The sequence below is a fragment of the uncultured Aquimarina sp. genome (assembly GCF_947492965.1).
Classification (GTDB): domain Bacteria; phylum Bacteroidota; class Bacteroidia; order Flavobacteriales; family Flavobacteriaceae; genus Aquimarina.
On record NZ_CANLOZ010000004.1, the window covers coordinates 161,084 to 180,851 of the forward strand.

Genomic DNA, 19,768 nt, shown 5'->3' on the forward strand with positions numbered 1-19,768 from the left:
ACTTACTTATTCATTCACAAGTACCCATTCTCCTTTTTCGATTAATGGGATTGCTTGTTTGTATTTTACGGTCTTATTTTCTCCACTCATCACGTGTTTGATAGTAACTTTATCATTACGTCCTATTTTTGGTTGGTCGCGAGTGATAGTTTCTGTTACTTGTGGACGTTGTTGAGTTTGTCCTGCTGCTCTATTTTGCGCAGCACGTTCATCCATATTAGGAATTTCTTCTTTAGAAGTTTCTAATTTTTCCTTTTTACGTACCTGTCGAGCTTCAGAAATATCTTGTGTATTACCAGTTGGTAATTCTCCTTTGAATAAGAATGAAATCACATCCTTATTTACATCTTCAATCATCGCCTTAAACAACTCAAAAGCTTCGAACTTGTAGATTAACAAAGGATCTTTTTGTTCGTGTACAGCCAACTGAACACTTTGCTTTAATTCATCCATTTTGCGAAGATGTGTTTTCCAAGCATCATCGATAATGGCTAAAGTAATATTCTTTTCAAAGTCTGTTATTAGTTGTTTTCCTTCACTTTTATATGCTTTTTCTAGATTAGTAGCAACGTTTAGACTTTTAACGCCATCTGTAAAAGGAACTAAAATACGTTCATAATTGCTTGATGGGTCTTCATATACTTGTTTGATCACTGGATAAGCTGCTTCCGCATTACGCTTCATCTTATCCTGATAGTGTTCATAAGCTGCTTTGTAAACTTCTCCAGCAATCTTCTGGGTATCCATTTTTTCAAATTCGTTAGCACTTATAGGGCTACTCATAGAAAAATAACGTATCAGTTCAAATTCAAAGTTCTTATAATCCTGAGCATTCTTGTTAGATTCTGTAATCACCTCTGCAGTATCATAAATCATATTGGCAAGATCTACTTTTAAGCGCTCTCCAAATAAGGCGTGGTAACGTCGTTTGTATACTACTTCACGCTGAGCGTTCATTACATCATCATATTCTAATAATCTCTTACGTACACCAAAGTTATTTTCCTCTACTTTTTTCTGTGCTCTCTCAATAGATTTAGAAATCATAGAATGTTGGATTACTTCACCTTCTTTTAATCCCATTCTATCCATCATCTTTGCGATACGTTCAGAACCGAATAAACGCATTAGATTGTCTTCTAGAGATACATAAAACTGAGAGCTTCCTGGATCTCCCTGACGCCCAGCACGACCACGTAACTGTCTGTCTACTCGTCTAGAGTCATGGCGTTCCGTACCAATAATTGCTAAACCTCCAGCAGCTTTTACATCGTCGGTTAATTTAATATCCGTTCCACGACCAGCCATATTTGTTGCAATAGTAACTACTCCAGGATTTCCTGCTTCTGCTACAATGTCAGCTTCTTTTTTGTGAAGTTTCGCATTTAATACATTGTGGGGTACTTTACGAATTGTAAGCATTCTACCTAGTAATTCAGAAATTTCTACAGAAGTAGTACCAATTAACACTGGTCTTCCTGCTCTTGCTAACTCAGTAACTTCATCAATCACTGCGTTATATTTCTCACGCTTTGTTTTATATACTAAGTCTTCTTTGTCTTTTCTTGCAATTGGTCGGTTTGTTGGAATTTCTACTACATCAAGTTTGTAGATTTCCCAAAGTTCTCCTGCTTCTGTAACAGCCGTTCCCGTCATACCAGATAGCTTACCATACATTCTAAAGTAGTTCTGTAAAGTAACTGTAGCAAAAGTTTGTGTAGCATCTTCAATTTTTACATTTTCTTTGGCTTCTATTGCTTGATGTAATCCATCGCTATATCGACGGCCATCCATGATACGACCAGTTTGCTCATCTACGATTTTTACTTTGTTATCCATAACCACATATTCTACATCTTTTTCGAATAATGAATATGCTTTTAATAATTGTCGTAAAGTATGAATGCGTTCGCTTTTTACGCTGTAGTCTCTAAATAGGTCTTCTTTCTTTTCAGCTTCTTCTTCTTTAGAAAGACCAAGGTTTTCTATTTTAGCGATTTCCATTCCGATCTGCGGAAGTACGAAGAAATCTGGATCATCCTTACCAGAAAGATATTCAACACCTTTATCGGTAAGATCTATTTGGTTATTTTTTTCCTCAATCACGTAGTATAAATCCGCATCAATTTTGTGCATCTCGCGATTGTTGTCTTGCATATAGAAATTCTCAGTTTTTTGAAGTAGCATTTTTACTCCTTCTTCACTTAAGAACTTAATCAAAGCTTTATTCTTAGGAATCCCTCTATAAACTTGTAAAAGTTTAAAACCACCATCTTTAGTGTTACCTTCCTTAATTAACTTTTTAGCTTCGGCTAGAACAGACGTTAAATATTTTTGTTGTACAGAAACAATATCTGCAATTTTTGGTTTTAGCTCATTGAATTCGTGAATATCTCCTTTCGGAATAGGTCCAGAAATAATTAAAGGAGTACGAGCATCATCGATTAATACAGAATCTACCTCATCAATAATAGCATAATTATGTGGTCTTTGTACTAAATCTTCCGGTGCGTGAGACATGTTATCTCTTAGGTAATCAAAACCAAACTCATTATTTGTTCCGTAAGTAATATCAGCATTGTAAGCAGCTCTTCGTTCTGCAGAATTTGGTCTGTGATTATCAATACAGTCTACCGTTAATCCATGGAATTGAAAAATCGGTGCCATCCATTCACTATCACGTCGTGCTAGGTAATCATTTACCGTTACTAAGTGTACACCATTACCAGACAATGCATTTAAGTATACTGGTAAGGTAGCTACTAACGTTTTACCTTCTCCAGTTTGCATTTCTGCTACTTTTCCTTCATGTAAAGCGATACCACCAATTAACTGCACATCATAGTGAATCATATCCCACTTTACTTCTTTACCAGCAGCATCCCAACTAGTAGACCAGATAGCTTGATCTCCGTCTAAGGTGATATGGTCTCTGGTTCCGGAAAGTTCTCTGTCGTATGCAGTTGCTTCTACGGTTATCGTTTCATTTTCAGCAAATCTTTTAGCCGTTTCTTTAACCACAGCAAAAGCCTCTGGCAAAATGGTATTCAATGCTTTTTCAGTAGCTTCGTAAGCATCTTTCTTTAGTTTATCAATCTCTCCATAAATATCTTCTTTTCTATCGATATCTTCTGTAGCATCCGCTTCTTCTTTTAGAGAGTCTATTTTAGCATTGATATCCGCACGTGCATCGTTAATAAACTTTTTGAACTCTACCGTTTTTTCGCGTAGTTCATTGTCGGAAAGATCAGCTATGCCTGCTGCTGCTTTTTTTATTAATTCAACTTTTGGTTGAATTTCTTTTATATCTTTTTTGGATTTATCTCCAACGAATACTTTTAATACAGAATCTAAAACTCCCATGATTGATTTATGGTTATGTGTTTATTTTGAGATATACAATAAGATTCAATTTGTTACATCATCTAATAGTATTTTAACTACTATTTCGGTTTGTTGAATTTGTGGTAATCTCTGTGCCTTACAGGCAATATTATACAATGCTTCACTGGGCTTTGGTAAGCCTAGAGAAGGGCGTAATTTACGCAAAAAAAAAGCCTCTTGCGAGACTTTTAGTACTATTTAAATATTTTTTTAATATTCATCCTCATTCCAAAGATAATCTTCGTCGGTAGGATAATCTGGCCATATCTCTTCTATAGAATCATACGAATCTCCTTCATCTTCAATCGATTGTAGGTTTTCCACAACCTCCAGCGGTGCTCCCGTACGAATTGCATAGTCAATTAACTCATCTTTGGTTGCTGGCCAAGGTGCATCACTTAAATAAGATGCTAATTCTAAAGTCCAATACATATGCTGCTGGTATTAATTTTTTTGCAAAAATAATTTTTTAGTTTAAAAAGTCAAGTAAAAAATTAATTATTTAAACAATAATTATAAGAACGTGATTTTTTGGGTATTACCCTTAATTTATTTTTAAAGCTGTAGAGCATTTAAGAATCTTTTTGAGGAATCCATTTTATCTCTTCTGCTTGTAAATCGTGTGACAACTTTCGTGCCAGTACAAACAGATAGTCAGATAGTCGGTTTAAGTATTGTAAAGTAGTCTCTTCAAAAGGTGATATTTCATATAAAGCAGTTGCTAAACGCTCAGCTCTTCTACATACACAGCGTGCAATGTGACAGAATGACACGGTTTGGTGTCCTCCAGGTAAAACAAAATGTGTCATTGGCGGTAAAGATTCATTCATACGATCCATTTCTGTTTCTAAAAGCGTAATGTCTTCAGAAGAAATAGTAGGGATATTTAGTCTTTTCTTTCCGCTCTTTAAAATAGCTTTTTCGGGATCTGTAGCTAAAACAGCTCCTACGGTAAATAACCTATCCTGAATTTTTACCAATATATTTTTACTGAGTTCGTCAATTTTCTGATCTCTGATAAGTCCTATATGAGAATTTAGTTCATCTACAGTACCATAACTGTCAATACGAATATGATGTTTTGGAACTCTAGTACCACCAAAAAGCGCTGTAGTACCTTTATCTCCTGTCTTTGTGTATATTTTCATTTGTTTTTTCTTGATTTTCCTTTTTATGATTCGAAATATCTTGCTTAGCTTTTTTAATATTCAGGTAAACAAATATTGCTCCAATACCTACTGCGATCCAAAACCATGGAAAACTCATTTCTTTTTCTTCTTAAAATAATTTTTCCTAAAATCTCTACCGTCTCGTTGATATAATTTTCTTTTGTTTCTGGCAGAATTCCAGCGAACAATGAAAAATAATACTGCAATTCCAATAACAAGCAATACCAATTGGGTTTCTTCAGAAAGTGATTCAAGCATGGTTCGATGTTTTGTGGTAAAAGTAGTAAAATAGTAGTGAGTTTTCTAGTAGTAGAGTAAGTGAGTATTGTAGTGATTAATTAACGGTTTATTTTGATGATTTTTTTATAGAATTAACCTGCTAAACTCTAAGTCTCAAAAACTAACCAACTCACATACTATTTTAGTACATTTGTATCGCTATGGAATTCTCATCAAAATTATTGGAAAATGCGGTGTATGAAATGTCTCAATTGCCAGGTATAGGTAAACGAACTGCACTGAGATTGGTATTACATCTATTACGTCAACCAGAAACCCAAACTCAACATTTAGTTAAAGCTTTAGGAACGTTAAGAGAAGATGTAAAGTTCTGTAAAAAATGTCATAGCATTAGCGACGTAGAAATATGTGATATTTGCAGTAACCCAAATAGAATTCAAGACATTGTATGTGTTGTAGAGGATATTCGGGATGTTATGGCAATAGAAAGTACTGGGCAGTATAGAGGATTGTATCATGTTTTAGGAGGAAAAATTAGTCCAATGGATGGGATCGGTCCTCAGGATCTTAAAATTCATACTTTAATCGAAAAGGTGAAATCCGGACAGGTCAACGAATTAATTTTTGCGCTTAGTGCTACTATGGAAGGTGATACTACCAATTTTTATATTTATAAGCAATTAGAAGGTGTAGAAGTTAAAATTGCTACCATTGCTCGAGGAATTGGAGTAAATGATGAGCTAGAATACGCAGATGAAGTTACATTGGGGCGAAGTATCATAAATCGAATTCCTTTCGAAAATGCTTTAAAAAGTTCTTAATAATTTACCTAATTAAAAAAATATCTCCTGGAACTATCAGTTATCATTCTTAATTACAACGTACGTTATTTTTTAGAGCTCTGTGTTCTTAGTGTTCAGGAGGCTACCAAAGATCTAGATGCAGAAATTATTGTTATCGATAATAATTCTCCTGATAATAGTTGTGAAGTAATAAAAGAGCGCTTTCCCAATGTTATACTTGTAGAGAATAAAGAAAACGTAGGCTTTGCCAAAGCAAACAATCAAGGCGCTGCGCTAGCAAAGGGAGAATATATATGCATTCTTAATCCGGACACGGTAGTTGCTGAAGATACATTTTCTAATATTCTGTCGAGTTCAAAGAAACTGTTTCATATGGGAATGGTGGGACCTAGATTAATTGATGGAACGGGTAGTTTTTTGCCAGAGAGTAAACGTAATGTACCTTCTCCTTTAACATCGTTTAGACGTCTTTTTGGAATAAAGTTAGGTAAGGTTAAAAATTATTATGCTGATCATATATCCGAAACTGATATTGGTGATGTAGATATACTCGTAGGAGCTTTTATCTTGGTTAAAAAAACTGTCTATGAATCTGTGTCCGGCTTTGATGAGGATTATTTTATGTATGGAGAGGATATTGATCTTTCTTATAAAATCAAGAGAAAGGGGTTGGAGAACTATTATATAGGTTCGATCCCTGTGATTCATTACAAAGGAGAAAGTACAGACCGAAATGCTGAGTATATAAAGCGTTTTTACGGAGCAATGCGATTATTTTATCGAAAACACTTTAAAAGTAATTGGTTTTTAGATACAATAGTTTCAGTAGGGATTAGACTTACTTCCATAGTGCAGTCTTTCAAAAATTACAGTAAAGAAAAGGAGATAACTGAAAGTTATTATTTGGTATCTGAAAATGAGGAGATAAGGGAGCGACTCATAAACGCTTTACAAAAAGAAGTGCAATTTACTTCTTTGGAATCTGCTCGTAATTTGGGATATAGTAATAACGAACTTATCTTTGACAATGATTTTGTAAGCTTTGGAGAGATTATTGAAGAAATGCAACAATTAAAGAATTTGAATATAACCTTTAAGATCATTCCCAAGGGATGTGATTTTATGTTAGGAAGCGATTTTAGTGATGGAAAAGGAGAGGTAATCACTTTTTAAATAAACTTTAATAAAGAAAAAATAATCTAAGAGCTTTAATTTTATTAATTTCGCAAAAAATATAACTAATAAATACCTTTGATTAAGAATATGGCAAAATTTGAGCTTAAACTTCCGAAGATGGGTGAAAGTGTTGCAGAAGCAACAATAACAACTTGGTTAAAAGAGGTTGGAGATACTATCGAAATGGACGATGCAGTATTGGAAATTGCAACGGATAAAGTGGATAGTGAAGTACCTTGTGAAGTAGAAGGAGTATTGGTTGAAAAACTTTTTGAAGTTGATGATGTCGTAAAAGTTGGTCAAACAATTGCCATAATAGAAACAGAAGGAGAAGGTAGTGTTGATGTGTCTTCAGCAGAAACTCCTAAAGAAGTTGCTGCTCCAGCAGCAGCAGCGGTTATAGAAAATGATATTGCAGCGGTGAAAGAAGCGGTTACTGCAAATGCAACTGCTGACTATTCTGAAAGTTCTAAGTTTTATTCGCCATTAGTAAAAAATATAGCTTCTGCAGAAGGTATTTCGGTGGCAGAATTAGAAAGTATTTCGGGAACTGGTAAAGATGGTAGGGTAACGAAGAATGATATTTTACAATATGTTGAAGATCGAAAAGCTGGAAAAACAACTCCTGTAGTTGCAGCACCTAAAACTGAAGTTACCAAAGAAGTTGCTCCAGCTCCAAAGAAAGAAACTCCAAAAGCAACTCCAGTGGTGGCTAGTGGAGATGATGAAATTATCGAGATGACCAGAATGGGTAAATTGATTTCTCATCATATGGTAGCATCTGTACAAACTTCAGCACATGTACAGTCGTTTATAGAAGCTGATGTTACAAATATTTGGAATTGGAGAAATAAAGTAAAAGGTGACTTTATGAAGAGGGAAGGAGAAAAACTAACGTTTACTCCTATATTTATGGAAGCTGTTGCTAAGGCAATTCGAGATTTCCCATTAATTAATATTTCAGTTTCAGGAGATTCTATTATCAAAAAGAAGAATATTAATTTAGGAATGGCGGCCGCATTACCAGATGGAAACCTTATCGTACCAGTTATTAAGAATGCAGATCAGTTGAATCTGGTAGGGATGACCAAAGCTGTAAACGACTTAGCAAATCGTGCAAGAAACAATGCTTTAAAGCCAGATGATATTCAGGATGGGACTTATACGGTAACCAACGTGGGTACTTTTGGTAGTATTATGGGAACTCCAATTATTAATCAACCTCAAGTAGCTATTTTAGCTTTAGGAGCAATTCGCAAAGTACCTGCAGTAATTGAAACACCTGATGGAGATTTTATTGGAATCCGTTATAAAATGTTTTTGTCTCACTCATACGATCATAGAGTAGTAAACGGAGCATTAGGAGGACAGTTTGTACAAAGAGTGAAAGACTATTTAGAAGCTTTTGATGCAAATAGAGAGTTTTAGAGTAGAAGCATTTCTAGAAGAATATAAAAAAACCACATCATTTATAGATGTGGTTTTTTATTGTTAATAATTCATAATCTCTTTTATATTTGCCATAAATTATCAAAAAACGATAAATAATGAAACGTACTATTTTATTTACATTTATTCTCATAGTAAACATATTAAAAGCCCAAACGGTATATACAGATGTGTACGATGGTGATTTTCCAATATCGATAGTGTTGGTAGGTAATATGTTATATGTGGGAGAATTTAATACAGGAGAGGTTTCGAGAATAGATCTAACCGATAGCGATCCTGTTCCAGAAACAGTAGCTACTGGTTGGACAGTAGCACAAGGTCCGTGGAAAATGATATATGATGAACAGAATAATGATATTTATGCTGGTAGTTTTTCCGAAGTCAGAAAAATAGATCTTGATGCATCAATACCAATGGTATCGGAAGCGTTTTCTGCTACTGGTATTTCGGATGGCTTAACATTAAGTAATAATATACTATACAAAGCCACCAATGGATCTCTTCATACTATCGACTTAAACGTGGGACCAACTAGTTATACTTCTATTTACACAGATGAAACCAGTAATATGGGAGATCTAACGTTTTATAATAACGAGTTATATTATGCTAGTGATACAGATGGTTCTGGAGTGAGAAATGCTATATACAAAATAGATTTATCCGCCTCTAATTTGAGTCAGGAATTAGTAGTGGATACTGGTTTTTCTGGCGGGACAATTCAGAAGATGCATGTGGTTGATGATTTTATGTATGCTTCTGTAGAAGCTGCAGGAGGTCATTTGCTTATAAGATTGAATTTAAAAGATGCAGTGCTTCCTATTTCTAATTTTACTACAGTTTTATCAGGTTATCCAGCCGCTATGTTAGGGATCGTTAATTTAGATGATACATTTTATGGGACTTTAGGAAATCAAAGAATTGTTACTTTTCAGGATCAAACTCTAAGTATAACTGATTTTTCAGTTCAAAACTCTGTGCAGATATATCCAAATCCAGTAAAAGATAATTTGTATGTAGATAACTTGTATTCCAAAAATCAAAAGATTGAAATATATGATGTGCAAGGAAAAAGAATATTGAATACGTCTTATTTAGTTTCGGAAGGTGTTAATGTAAGTTCTATTCCAAAAGGGCTGTATTTTGCGAAAATAAAATCTAATGCAAAAGAAGAAACAGTAAAATTTATTAAAAATTAACCTTATTGTAATTGTAGAAATTATTTTGGTTTAATTAAAGAGTTGACTAATCCTGAAAAGCCATGCTGAAAGAAGTGTGGTTTTTTTTTATTTCACTGAAAACGGTGTGGTACTACAATTGGATTTTGTTCAAATTTGTTTTCCTAATAGTAGAGATAATAATCGTTATGAGAAACGGCATTCTGAGGAAAGTAAATCAATTCATGTTTTTGGTATTAACACTTATGCTCAGTGCTAATATGCTTTTGGGGCAAGAGACGTTGCTTATAGAAGGTAAAGATATCTGGGTTCGTGAGAAGCCTAAAACAGGCAAAGTTGTCATGAAACTAAATGAAGGAGATGTTTGTATGGTTCTACAAAAATCAGATGCACAAGTAATCAGAGGTAGGAGAGATTTTTGGTATTATATAGATTTTAACGGTAAAAAAGGATGGGTTTTCGGTTCGCAAACCTCGATAAAACAAAAAGCTTCTTTACACAATTTTCAGCCTTTTTTAAAATACTTTTTAGAGATCTCTTTTTTTAACAAGGATATAAATATTCTTATTAGAGATAAATCACCTAAAGTGACTCAGTTTGTAAAAAAAGAAATAGGTGTACATCGACTTTTTAATCCAGGTTCAACCTGCGTATTGGATAGCTTTGAATCTTATATACCTGTATTTCTTCCGATAGATCCTCTTACATTATTTAAAAATCAATCGCCTAAAGATGGTTTTTGTGATGATAGTAAAGATGCAGATGGAGTGTATTACAGTAAAATAGATGAATTCCCTTACTTTTACGATATGGAAAAAGATACTACTGGACAAATTGATATTCCTGAAAAATATCATGAAAGTGAAAAAATTAAGGTAGATATTTTAAAATACAAAAACATTATCAAAACTATGTATTTTATGACTGCAGATGATAAATGGAGTCTTGTTTTAATTGATGATTGCGATTGTTCGGCTTAGGGTTGTTTTTCTATATCATATGCAGATAAGATAATTATTTTCCAGAATAGATAGGTGTTGTTATGTTATTTAATGAGTAATGTGTAACAAAAATGCTATAAAATGCACTAATTATTTAGAAAGTAGTTTTTAACGCTAAATTTTTATAGTATGGATATTAATGAAGCAGTGAGGTTTTTTAAGAATCTTATAACTGAAACAGAAGATACATCTGAAGTGAAAATATATAAGAAGTTTGTAAATGTATTGTTGCAATTAGCATCTAGAGATCTTTCTGATGAACAATTAAATGGCATATACAATGCCCTAGAAGATATAGTTGTTGAAGTTAAAAGAGAAGAAAGAAAACAATATTTTAAAAAGAAACTTTCTGAGTTTATCAAATATGTTAAAGAACAACTCTCATTGATTTCCAGTGAACATTATATGACGATTTGTATGAGTATAGGAATGTCATTGGGAATGAGTTTGGGGATGGTTTTTGGACTCGTTTTTGGATCTGATAAATCAAACGGTTTGATTTTTGGGATGAGCTTTGGTATGCCACTAGGAATGTCTATTGGTTTAGCAATAGGTGCTGCTATGGATCAAAAAGCAAAAAAAGAGGGCAAAGTGCTGAGTGTTAAGTGTGATTAAAAAGTTTGCCTATATAACTGATGTGCACTTAGGTGAGCAGTTTCCTAAAACTGTGGCTGTAGATGCCAGAAAAAACTGGGAAAAAGTCCTTAAGGATATATCCAAAAGAGGCATTACACAAATTGTCATAGGTGGAGATATAGGAGAAAGGGATTCTTTGTCTTGGTTTTTTAAATCCTTAGAGCCATATGATTGGTTCATTTCATTAGGAAATCATGATAGCTTTTCTACGATATTCCCTTATTGGAAAGAACAACAAGTTGTTGGGATTGACACTCCTTTTTATAGTATAGAAACAGATTTCTTTAAATGCATATTCTTAGATTCGAGTAAAGAAATAGTAGATGACGATCAGCTAGATTGGTTTCGAAAAGAATCAATTACCTCAAAAAAGATCTTATTATTTGTTCATCATCCTATTCTATCTGTTCCTACATTTACGGATAAAAAATTTTTTCTCGAAGGAAGAGAAAACATTCTATCGGTATTGCATCAAATTCCTAATGAAGTTTTTATCTTTTCAGGTCACTATCATATGGAAGATGATCGTTTCGACAAAAATGTTCGTCAATATATCACACCATCAGTATCTTATCAGGTAGAAAAAGATCCTGATAGTGTAAAAATTCATAATAATTCATTTGGGTATAGAATCATTGAATTGCAAAAGGATCAATTATTTACTGAATTAGTTTTATTTAAGATAAATATGTAAAGGTCGGAAATCTTCATCAATCACTATATCTGAGAGTATGTTTCCATTAAAATCGAATAAAAAGACACCTACTTTATTGATAAGATTATTACCGTTAATTTGGGTGAAATTTGTAGAAACTAATAAGGTGTTGTTTTCAAAATTAACAATACTGTTTATTAATGAAATATTATCAATATCATCATCGTTCATGGCATAATTAAATAAAGCAGGTAAAATATCAATAGTGTTGGTTACATTTGTTTCAATATTATAAACAGATGGTAAAAAAGGTATAGCACTAGGTTGCGGAAAGGGTTGTAGGTAAAACAAGTTGTTATTCTGAAATAAACCATTACTTATTCCCGTGAAAAATGAACTAGATGTATATTCTGCTGATAATTCCATAGAATTTAATTTATAAACTTTTAGTTCTGAAGAAGTAGAAGAAGAACTGAAAGATCCTAACATTAGATTTCCTGAAGTATCGGTAGTTATAAATTTAACTCCAGCATCAAACTCAAGTGTTTTTACAATTGAATTATCAATGGTATTGAGTACTGTGACGTAATACAATGTTTGTAGATTTTCTCTTACTAAATATGCTACCACTAAGCGATTCTGAGAATATAATAACCCGTTTACTAGATCTGCTTTTCCAATAGGAATATCTACTTCTGAAGCATCAAAAATATTTTTTGATCGTATATACATATCATTTGATCCTACCATTTTTTGATATGCCGAGAATATATGGGAACTGGAATATGTATGTGAAAAAGCCAACTCTCCATTGGAGTTATTAAAGATAAGATCTACCGTAGTTATTTCATTAGTTCTTATATTTTTGAATGATGTAGATTGAGGAGCAACAAAACATAGCACATCTTCTTTAAAATCTACAGAATTATAATTAGCTGGGATTTGCTGTTCTCCTAAGTTGATAAGTTCGCCAGATTGAGATTCTCTATTATAATCATATTGGAAGGCATTGTCATTATCTTTTTTTCCAATAACAATGAAACTAGGTATTGCTTGTTCATTATTATTATTATCGTCATCAGAACTACAAGAAGATATATTAAATAGGGTTAAGCTAATTAAGAGGCCGAGTAAAATGTTGCGAATCATGTGGTAAATGTTGCTTTTTGGCAAATATATTATTCTGGAGCTTGCTACCATATTTTTTAACTATAAAACATTTTCAAAAGAAACTTAAATCCTTTTTTATAAAGTTATTCTTAGTCTGTGGGTAAGTCTCATAAAAATAAATAGCTAATAATGGTCTTTGGCAAGATTTAATTCGATTTTTGCTTTTTTCGCTTCGCAGAAATGTTTTCTAATTCTTCATTCACAATAAGATCATAGGTATATGATGATTCTTGATCTGTAAAAGGAATTAGAATAAGCATTTGTACTTTACTATTTGCAGGAACATTTTTAATTATAGGTCTTTGCGCACTTCTTCTATAACCAATTGGGTCAATTTTTAAAAATACACTTTTGTCAGAATCTGTGTTATTCTGTACATATATAATTGTACGTTTTTTTTGCACATCTTCTACTAAATATACAGGCTTTTCTTGTTCTAAAATAGTAGTAAAGAATAAGGTATTCAGGAAAATAAATATGCTAATATATGTTTTAAGAGAGATCATTATAAATCTTTTGCCTAAAAGTAATAAGATTTATTAGGTAATTTGTTAAATGTCTTATGTTTAACGGGGAATGATTATCCTCGGAATAAGAAAAATCGATCTTTCATTTTTTCGATCTCCGAATTCTTATTTGTGATAATATAATCAATAGCTTCTTTCGTAAAATGTTGGCCTTTTTCTGTTAAAGAAACAATGTCATTTTTAATCGTAATCATATTGTTTTTTAGCGCTAAATCTAAAACTGATTTTGATCGTACTTTTTGCCAGTTAATATGATCATTAAGATGTTTCACATGTCTTTCGTTTTCATCGTCAACATGGTTGCCTAGATGTAACAGAAAGGTTAGTAAAGAGACCTCAATTCGTTGTTGTCGCTGCCGATATAGAACAGAGAAATATCCTCGATTTGGAGCGAATAGGTAAACGATTAGGAATATGATACCGAGTATAGTAGTCATAGAACCAGATATAGAAGCATCTAAGCCATGTGCTAACCAATACCCAGAAATTGCTGCGGTTATACCAAAAATACAGGCTAGCAATATCATTTTTTTTAAGTCATTTGTAAGTAGGTATGCCGTTGCGGCAGGAGCAATCATAAAAGCGATTACTAAAATAGCTCCGACAGCATCAAAAGCTCCAACTGTAGTTATGGATGCTACAGTCATTAATCCATAATGCATAACCACTGGAGATAATCCCAAAGCAGCGGCTAGTCCAGCATCAAATGTGCTCACTTTTAATTCTTTGAAAAAAGCAAAAAGTAAGAGGATAGTGCTGAAAAGGATGGTGCCAATAATCCAAAGAGATTTAGGACCCATATCCATTCCCTGAATAATTAGTCTATCAAAAGGGGCAAAGGCAAGTTCACCCAAAAGAACAGCATCTATATCTAAATGCACGTCGTTTGCATTTTGTGCTATCATGATCACTCCGATACTAAACAACGCCGGAAAAACTAAGCCAATGGCTGTGTCTTCTTTAACTAAACCTGTCTTTTGAATAAATTCCACTAAAACTACTGTGAGAACGCCACTTAATGCAGCCAAAAATATTAGTAAAGGAGAAGATAAATCGTGAGTGATAAAAAAACCGATAACAATACCAGGTAATATAGAATGGCTTATTGCATCTGTAATCAATGCCATTTTACGTAAAACTAAAAATGTGCCAGGAATTGCACAGGCAATAGCAACCAAACAAGCAATTAACTGTATTTCGATCTGGGCGCTACTCATCGTTCATTGGTGTTATTTGGTTATAAAGATTAGCAGCAGTTTCATACCCAGAGGTTGTTAGAGACCACATATTTCCTTCAATTTTTACAAGGTTTTTGTTCTCAAGTTTTTGTAATGATCTTTTAGTAAATCCCTGAAAGTTATTCAATATTTTAATCGCATGAGGATGTGATATGTCTTCATGGTCTTTTGCAATATTATACATGAAAGATAAGGTTTTGTGTAATTCCAGATCATTTCTGTTCTTCCTAAATCGAATTTCTCTAAATAAAAGACCCCTTCCAGGAGAAAATATAAAAGAAACTAATACAAATACTGCAGCCACAAGCACTATTACAGGTCCTGTGGATAAGTTATTATGACTAGCGCTTATTGCTGTCCCGATTATACCTGATGAGGCTCCAAAAATGGCGGCAAGAATTACCATAATCGAGAGGCTATTGGTCCATTGTCTGGCGGCGGCGGCTGGAGCTAGAATCATTGCACTCATGAGTACTACACCTACGGTTTGTAATCCTAAAACAATTGCAACTACGATAAAGGTGGTAATTAAAATATCCAGAAATTTAATGTCAAAACCTAATGTTTTGGTATAATCTGGATCAAAAAGAGATAATTTAAGTTCTTTCCAGAAAAGCAATAGTACAACAAGACAAATTCCTGTAATTAAAGACATTATCCATACATCACTTGCTAACAATGTAGCAGCTTGACCAAAAAGATAGTTTTCTAATCCTGCTTGATTCGCATTTGGTAACTTTTGTATAAAAGTAAGTAACAACATTCCAAAACCGAAAAAGAGAGAAAGAATTAATCCCAAGGCAGTGTCGGATTTTAGATGTGTTTTTTTGATAATACCTCGAATCCAAAAACTACCAATTAATCCACTGATTAAGGCGCCTATCAAAAATGCATTACTATTTTTAGTTCCTACAATTAAGAATGCTAAAGCTATACCTGGTAAAGCAGCATGTGAAATGGCATCTCCTAATAAGCTTTGTTTTCGCAACACAGCAAAACTTCCAAGCATTCCGCAAATTGCTCCTAAAACTGCAGTGCCTAAAGTAATCGTTCTTAAGGTGTAGTCTGTAAAAACAAGTTCTATATATTCTAAAATATCCATTTTATGTATGCATTTCTTAATACAAATTAGGTGTTACTGCTGTACGCTAACCTTGTAATTAATTCCGTAGGTTTTAGTGAGGTTATCGTCATTAAAAATATCTTTGACAGGTCCAGTAGCTATTTTCTTTACATTTAAGAAGGTCACCCAGTCAAAATATTCTGGAACGGTTTGTAAATCGTGATGAACTACAATTACTGTTTTTCCTGCTTTTCTTAGTTCTTTAAGGATGTTTATAATTGCTTTTTCTGTTGTGGCGTCAACCCCTTGAAAAGGTTCATCCATAAAATAAATAGAGGCATTCTGAACAAGTGCTCTGGCTAAAAATATGCGTTGTTGTTGTCCTCCAGAAAGTTGGCTAATTTGTCTGCTTTTAAAAGCTAGCATTCCTACTTTTTCCAGTGCTTCTAGAGCTGCTTTTTTTTGTTTCTGCCCAGGTCTTTTTATCCATCCTAAACTTCCATAGGTACCCATCATTACTACATCTAAAGCTGTTGTGGGAAAATCCCAATCAACACTTCCTTTTTGCGGGACATATGCAACTAAGGATCGTTGTTTTTGATAGGGTTTGTCGTATATTTTTACACTTCCTGCAATAGGTTTTATAATATCTAAAACAGATTTTATTAATGTGGATTTTCCTGCACCGTTGGGGCCTACAATAGCCATAAGAACTCCTTCAGGTATTGCCAAGTCAATATCCCATAAAACAGGTTTATAATTATAGGCTACTGTTAGGTCATCTATTTGTACGGCAATTTTTTCTTCCATTATTTCAAGGCATTTACAATGGTATTTACATTGTGTTCAAACATTCCTATATAGGTTCCTTCTTTCGTGCCGGCTGTTCCTAAGGCATCGGAGTATAAGGTTCCGCCAATAGATACTTCATGATCTTTGGATGTTACCGCTGCTTGTAATGCTTCAATAGTTCTCTTAGGAACAGAGCTTTCAACAAAAATAGCTTTCACTTTATTCTCAATGATAAAATTTGCTAATCTTTGGACATCCTGAACTCCTGCTTCTGTAGCTGTAGATAAGCCTTGTAATCCTACTACATTAAATTTATACTCCTTTCCGAAATAACTAAAAGCATCATGCGCTGTAACCAGTATCCTTTTTTCTTCTGGTAAAGAATCAACGGTGTTTTTGATATTCTTAGCTAATTGATCTAGTTGTTTTAAATAAGCCTTTCCGTTAGTCTCAAAAGTTTCAGAGTTTTTTGGATCTAATTCTTTCAATTTTTGAATAGCAAAAGAAGTAACTTGTTTCCAGTGATCTATACTAAACCAAATATGCGGATCATAGTTGGACGCAAAATAATCAGACCCTATCAAAGTGTTTTTATCTAAAACTTCTCCTAAGGCAATAGTTTTGGTGTTTTGATTTCCCATTTTTTCAAATACCTCTACTAGTTTTCCTTCAAGATGTAAACCATTGTAAAATATAGCATCAGCATTAACTAATTTATTTACATCACCTTCGCTCGCTTTATACAAGTGTGGATCTACTCCAGATCCCATAAGTCCTTCTACAGAGATTACATCTTTTCCAATATTTTTTACTAGATCCGTAATCATGGTTGTTGTAGTCACTACTTGTAGTTTTGAATTGTTTTTTTTATTCTCTTTTTTACAAGAAAAAGCAGTGAATATTAGGATAAGAAGAACTGCAATATGTTTTGTCATTTTTCTAATTTTGAGTTGTTATCAATGCAAGACATTTGATAGCTAATAAATACTAAGTTTAAAAAGAAAAAACTTTCCTATCAAGAAAAGGAATGGGCTAGTAGCTCCTTTAATTGTATTAGGTTTAGTATTTTTGTTTAATTATATACGCAAAACTAAAAAAGTTAGTCATGACTAACAAAGCAAATTTGAATAATTTAACAAAAAGCGAAGAGGATTACTTAAAAGCTCTTTTTCAGTTGTTAATAGAAGATAATTCAGAAAAGGTAGGTAATAATCAATTAGCAGAATATCTTAAGGTTTCACCTGCTTCTACTAATAATATGATCAAAAAGTTAAAAACTAAGAATTATGTTGTTAGTGAAAAATATGGAAAACTAGAGCTTACTGATGAAGGGCGCGCAATCGCAGTTAGGTTAATACGAAAGCATAGACTATGGGAAACCTTTTTGTATAATTATCTTAATTTTAGTTGGGATGAGGTGCATGAAGTGGCTGAGCAATTAGAGCATATCAAATCATACAAGCTAATTGACGAGCTCGATCGTTTTATGGATTTCCCAGAGAAAGATCCTCATGGAGAATTAATTCCTAATGCAAAAGGGGAGTATAAGGTTATTCCAAAAATAACCTTATCATCATTAGTAGAAGGAGATGTTTGCAAGCTTGTGGCTGTAAATGATGGTTCGGTAAATTTCTTGCGATTTGTTTCAGAAATTGGATTAGCGCTAAGTAGCGAAATAAAAGTTCTTGAAGTACGAGAATTCGATAAATCTATTCGTATTCAGTTTAATGATACAGTAGAAACGGTAACACGTAAATTTGCGGATAATGTTTTTGTAAAGGTTGTCTAATACAATAATAAATGTTAAAAAAACAAGACTGCTATAGATTATAATTTATACCTATTATCTTTGAAGTACACAATCAATTTATGGAGCTTAAATTAAAGAAACCGATCTGTTTTTTTGATCTGGAAACGACCGGTATAAACATATCTAAAGATCGAATTGTCGAAATTTCTATCCTCAAAGTTTTTCCTAATGGTAATAAGGAGAGTAAAACTTGGTTAGTGAATCCTGAAATGCCAATTCCTCCTGAAACTACAGAAGTTCATGGAATTACAGACGAGAAAGTAGCTAATGAGCCTACCTTTAAACAGTTAGCGAGTAAGGTTAGTGATATGATAAAAGGGTGCGACCTTGGAGGTTTTAACTCTAATCGTTTTGATATTCCTCTGTTGGCGGAAGAGCTATTGCGAGCAGATGTAGATTTTGATATGAAAAATACTGTAGCTGTCGATGTACAAACTATTTTTCATAAAATGGAGAAAAGAACTTTAGAAGCAGCTTATAAGTTTTACTGTGATAAGGAGTTAAAGGATGCACACTCTGCTGAAGCTGATACGAATGCTACTTATGAGGTTTTAAAAGCGCAATTAGATAGGTATCCCGAATTAGAAAATGATACAAAGTTTTTAGCAGAATTCAGTGCTAGAAAGCAATTTGCAGATTTTGCAGGTTTTATCGCATACGACAAAGAAGGACGAGAAATATTCTCTTTTGGAAAGCACAAAGGTAAATTGGTAGAAAAAGTAATGGAAGATGAGCCTGGTTATTTTGGATGGTTGCAAAATGCTGATTTTCCGTTGTATACGAAGAAAGTGCTTACCGCTGTACGACTACGTAAACTAAATAATAGTCTTAAATTATAATAACCAAATCAATTTATGAAGCTTATTTGTATAGGTCGTAATTATACAGACCATATTGAGGAGTTGGAAAATGAAAAACCAACAGATCCTGTAGTTTTTTTGAAACCAGACACTTCTATTCTTTTAAAAAAACAACCTTTTTTTATTCCAGATTTCTCAAATGATATTCATCATGAAGTAGAAGTCCTTGTAAAGATTAAGAAGTTAGGAAAGTATATCGACAAGAAGTTTGCGCATAAATATTATGATGAAATTAGTCTGGGAATCGATTTTACTGCCAGAGATTTGCAAAGTCAACTAAAGGCGAAAGGATTGCCTTGGGAAAAAGCAAAAGCTTTTGATGGGGCAGCAGTTATTGGGCAATGGGTATCTAAAGAAAATTTTTCTGATGTAGACAATATTAATTTCCGTCTAGAGAAAAATGATACAATTGTTCAAGATGGTAATACTAAATTAATGCTTTGGAAAATTGATGAGTTGATAGCATATGTATCTCAATTTTTTACTTTGAAGATTGGCGATATCATTTTTACAGGTACTCCAGCAGGAGTGGGATCAGTAAAAAACAATGATAATTTAACTGGTTATATTGAAGATCAAGAAATGTTTTCTATAAAAGTGAAGTAATTTCAGAA

At 33.3% G+C, this 19,768-nt stretch carries 21 protein-coding genes; 10 read left to right on the forward strand and 11 right to left on the reverse strand.

The window, feature by feature from the left end:
- Positions 1-6: 6 nt before the first annotated feature.
- From secA to Q1B37_RS11895, 5 genes are all read right to left on the reverse strand, one after another.
- Positions 7-3,363: a preprotein translocase subunit SecA gene (gene secA, locus Q1B37_RS11875; RefSeq protein ID WP_299898884.1), complete on the reverse strand. Its 3,357-nt coding sequence runs from the start codon at positions 3,361-3,363 to the stop codon at positions 7-9.
- 231 nt (positions 3,364-3,594) lie between these two features.
- Positions 3,595-3,816 (reverse strand): DUF2795 domain-containing protein, encoded by a 222-nt coding sequence (locus Q1B37_RS11880; RefSeq protein WP_006989959.1) that lies wholly within the window; start codon positions 3,814-3,816, stop codon positions 3,595-3,597.
- 140 nt (positions 3,817-3,956) lie between these two features.
- Positions 3,957-4,532 carry a cob(I)yrinic acid a,c-diamide adenosyltransferase gene (locus tag Q1B37_RS11885; protein ID WP_299606689.1) on the reverse strand — a complete coding sequence of 192 codons (576 nt, stop codon included), beginning with the start codon at positions 4,530-4,532 and terminating at the stop codon, positions 3,957-3,959.
- Complete coding sequence (locus Q1B37_RS11890) at positions 4,504-4,650, reverse strand: hypothetical protein (RefSeq protein WP_299898885.1); 147 nt, start codon at positions 4,648-4,650, stop codon at positions 4,504-4,506. Before Q1B37_RS11890 ends, Q1B37_RS11885 begins: the two co-directional genes overlap by 29 nt.
- Complete coding sequence (locus Q1B37_RS11895; RefSeq protein WP_299898887.1) at positions 4,647-4,811, reverse strand: hypothetical protein; 165 nt, start codon at positions 4,809-4,811, stop codon at positions 4,647-4,649. The genes Q1B37_RS11890 and Q1B37_RS11895 overlap by 4 nt, the downstream gene beginning before the upstream one ends.
- A 182-nt stretch (positions 4,812-4,993) precedes the next feature.
- Here Q1B37_RS11895 and recR point away from each other — a divergent pair, with 182 nt between their 5' ends.
- From recR to Q1B37_RS11930, 7 genes are all read left to right on the forward strand, one after another.
- The gene (gene recR, locus Q1B37_RS11900; protein WP_299898889.1) at positions 4,994-5,614 is read left to right on the forward strand and encodes a recombination mediator RecR; all 621 of its coding nucleotides are present in this window, start codon (positions 4,994-4,996) and stop codon (positions 5,612-5,614) included.
- Between the two features lie 45 nt (positions 5,615-5,659).
- Entirely contained in the window at positions 5,660-6,769 is a 1,110-nt protein-coding gene (locus Q1B37_RS11905; protein ID WP_366944324.1) for a glycosyltransferase family 2 protein, read from the forward strand.
- A gap of 90 nt (positions 6,770-6,859) precedes the next feature.
- Entirely contained in the window at positions 6,860-8,200 is a 1,341-nt protein-coding gene (locus Q1B37_RS11910; protein ID WP_299898891.1) for a dihydrolipoamide acetyltransferase family protein, read from the forward strand.
- A gap of 119 nt (positions 8,201-8,319) precedes the next feature.
- Positions 8,320-9,423, forward strand: coding sequence for a T9SS type A sorting domain-containing protein (locus Q1B37_RS11915; RefSeq protein ID WP_299898893.1), 1,104 nt, complete (start codon positions 8,320-8,322; stop codon positions 9,421-9,423).
- 167 nt (positions 9,424-9,590) lie between these two features.
- A complete protein-coding gene (locus Q1B37_RS11920; RefSeq protein WP_299898895.1) occupies positions 9,591-10,382 on the forward strand; it encodes an SH3 domain-containing protein in 792 nt (263 codons plus the stop codon).
- Positions 10,383-10,532: 150 nt separating this feature from the next.
- Complete coding sequence (locus Q1B37_RS11925) at positions 10,533-11,018, forward strand: hypothetical protein (RefSeq protein ID WP_299898897.1); 486 nt, start codon at positions 10,533-10,535, stop codon at positions 11,016-11,018.
- The gene (locus Q1B37_RS11930; protein WP_299898899.1) at positions 11,011-11,733 is read left to right on the forward strand and encodes a metallophosphoesterase; all 723 of its coding nucleotides are present in this window, start codon (positions 11,011-11,013) and stop codon (positions 11,731-11,733) included. Before Q1B37_RS11925 ends, Q1B37_RS11930 begins: the two co-directional genes overlap by 8 nt.
- Here the strand turns inward: Q1B37_RS11930 and Q1B37_RS11935 are convergent.
- The 6 genes from Q1B37_RS11935 to Q1B37_RS11960 form a co-directional block, all read right to left on the reverse strand.
- Positions 11,713-12,843: a hypothetical protein gene (locus Q1B37_RS11935; RefSeq protein ID WP_299898900.1), complete on the reverse strand. Its 1,131-nt coding sequence runs from the start codon at positions 12,841-12,843 to the stop codon at positions 11,713-11,715. The genes Q1B37_RS11930 and Q1B37_RS11935 overlap by 21 nt on opposite strands.
- 167 nt (positions 12,844-13,010) lie before the next feature.
- Entirely contained in the window at positions 13,011-13,370 is a 360-nt protein-coding gene (locus Q1B37_RS11940) for a hypothetical protein (protein ID WP_299898902.1), read from the reverse strand.
- A gap of 74 nt (positions 13,371-13,444) precedes the next feature.
- Positions 13,445-14,608 carry an iron chelate uptake ABC transporter family permease subunit gene (locus Q1B37_RS11945; RefSeq protein WP_299898904.1) on the reverse strand — a complete coding sequence of 388 codons (1,164 nt, stop codon included), beginning with the start codon at positions 14,606-14,608 and terminating at the stop codon, positions 13,445-13,447.
- Positions 14,601-15,731, reverse strand: coding sequence for a metal ABC transporter permease (locus Q1B37_RS11950; RefSeq protein WP_299898906.1), 1,131 nt, complete (start codon positions 15,729-15,731; stop codon positions 14,601-14,603). The genes Q1B37_RS11945 and Q1B37_RS11950 overlap by 8 nt, the downstream gene beginning before the upstream one ends.
- A 33-nt stretch (positions 15,732-15,764) precedes the next feature.
- On the reverse strand, positions 15,765-16,502 hold the full coding sequence (locus tag Q1B37_RS11955; protein ID WP_299606714.1) for a metal ABC transporter ATP-binding protein: 738 nt from the start codon (positions 16,500-16,502) through the stop codon (positions 15,765-15,767).
- Positions 16,502-17,419, reverse strand: a complete 918-nt coding sequence (locus Q1B37_RS11960; protein WP_299898908.1) for a zinc ABC transporter substrate-binding protein — start codon at positions 17,417-17,419, stop codon at positions 16,502-16,504. The genes Q1B37_RS11955 and Q1B37_RS11960 overlap by 1 nt, the downstream gene beginning before the upstream one ends.
- Positions 17,420-17,589: 170 nt before the next feature.
- Here Q1B37_RS11960 and Q1B37_RS11965 point away from each other — a divergent pair, with 170 nt between their 5' ends.
- The 3 genes from Q1B37_RS11965 to Q1B37_RS11975 all read left to right on the forward strand — a co-directional run bounded on the left by Q1B37_RS11965 (position 17,590) and on the right by Q1B37_RS11975 (position 19,760).
- Positions 17,590-18,273, forward strand: coding sequence for a metal-dependent transcriptional regulator (locus Q1B37_RS11965; protein WP_299898910.1), 684 nt, complete (start codon positions 17,590-17,592; stop codon positions 18,271-18,273).
- A gap of 80 nt (positions 18,274-18,353) precedes the next feature.
- Positions 18,354-19,133: a 3'-5' exonuclease gene (locus tag Q1B37_RS11970; RefSeq protein WP_299606722.1), complete on the forward strand. Its 780-nt coding sequence runs from the start codon at positions 18,354-18,356 to the stop codon at positions 19,131-19,133.
- A 15-nt stretch (positions 19,134-19,148) separates the two neighbouring features.
- On the forward strand, positions 19,149-19,760 hold the full coding sequence (locus Q1B37_RS11975) for a fumarylacetoacetate hydrolase family protein (RefSeq protein ID WP_299898912.1): 612 nt from the start codon (positions 19,149-19,151) through the stop codon (positions 19,758-19,760).
- Positions 19,761-19,768 lie beyond the last annotated feature (8 nt).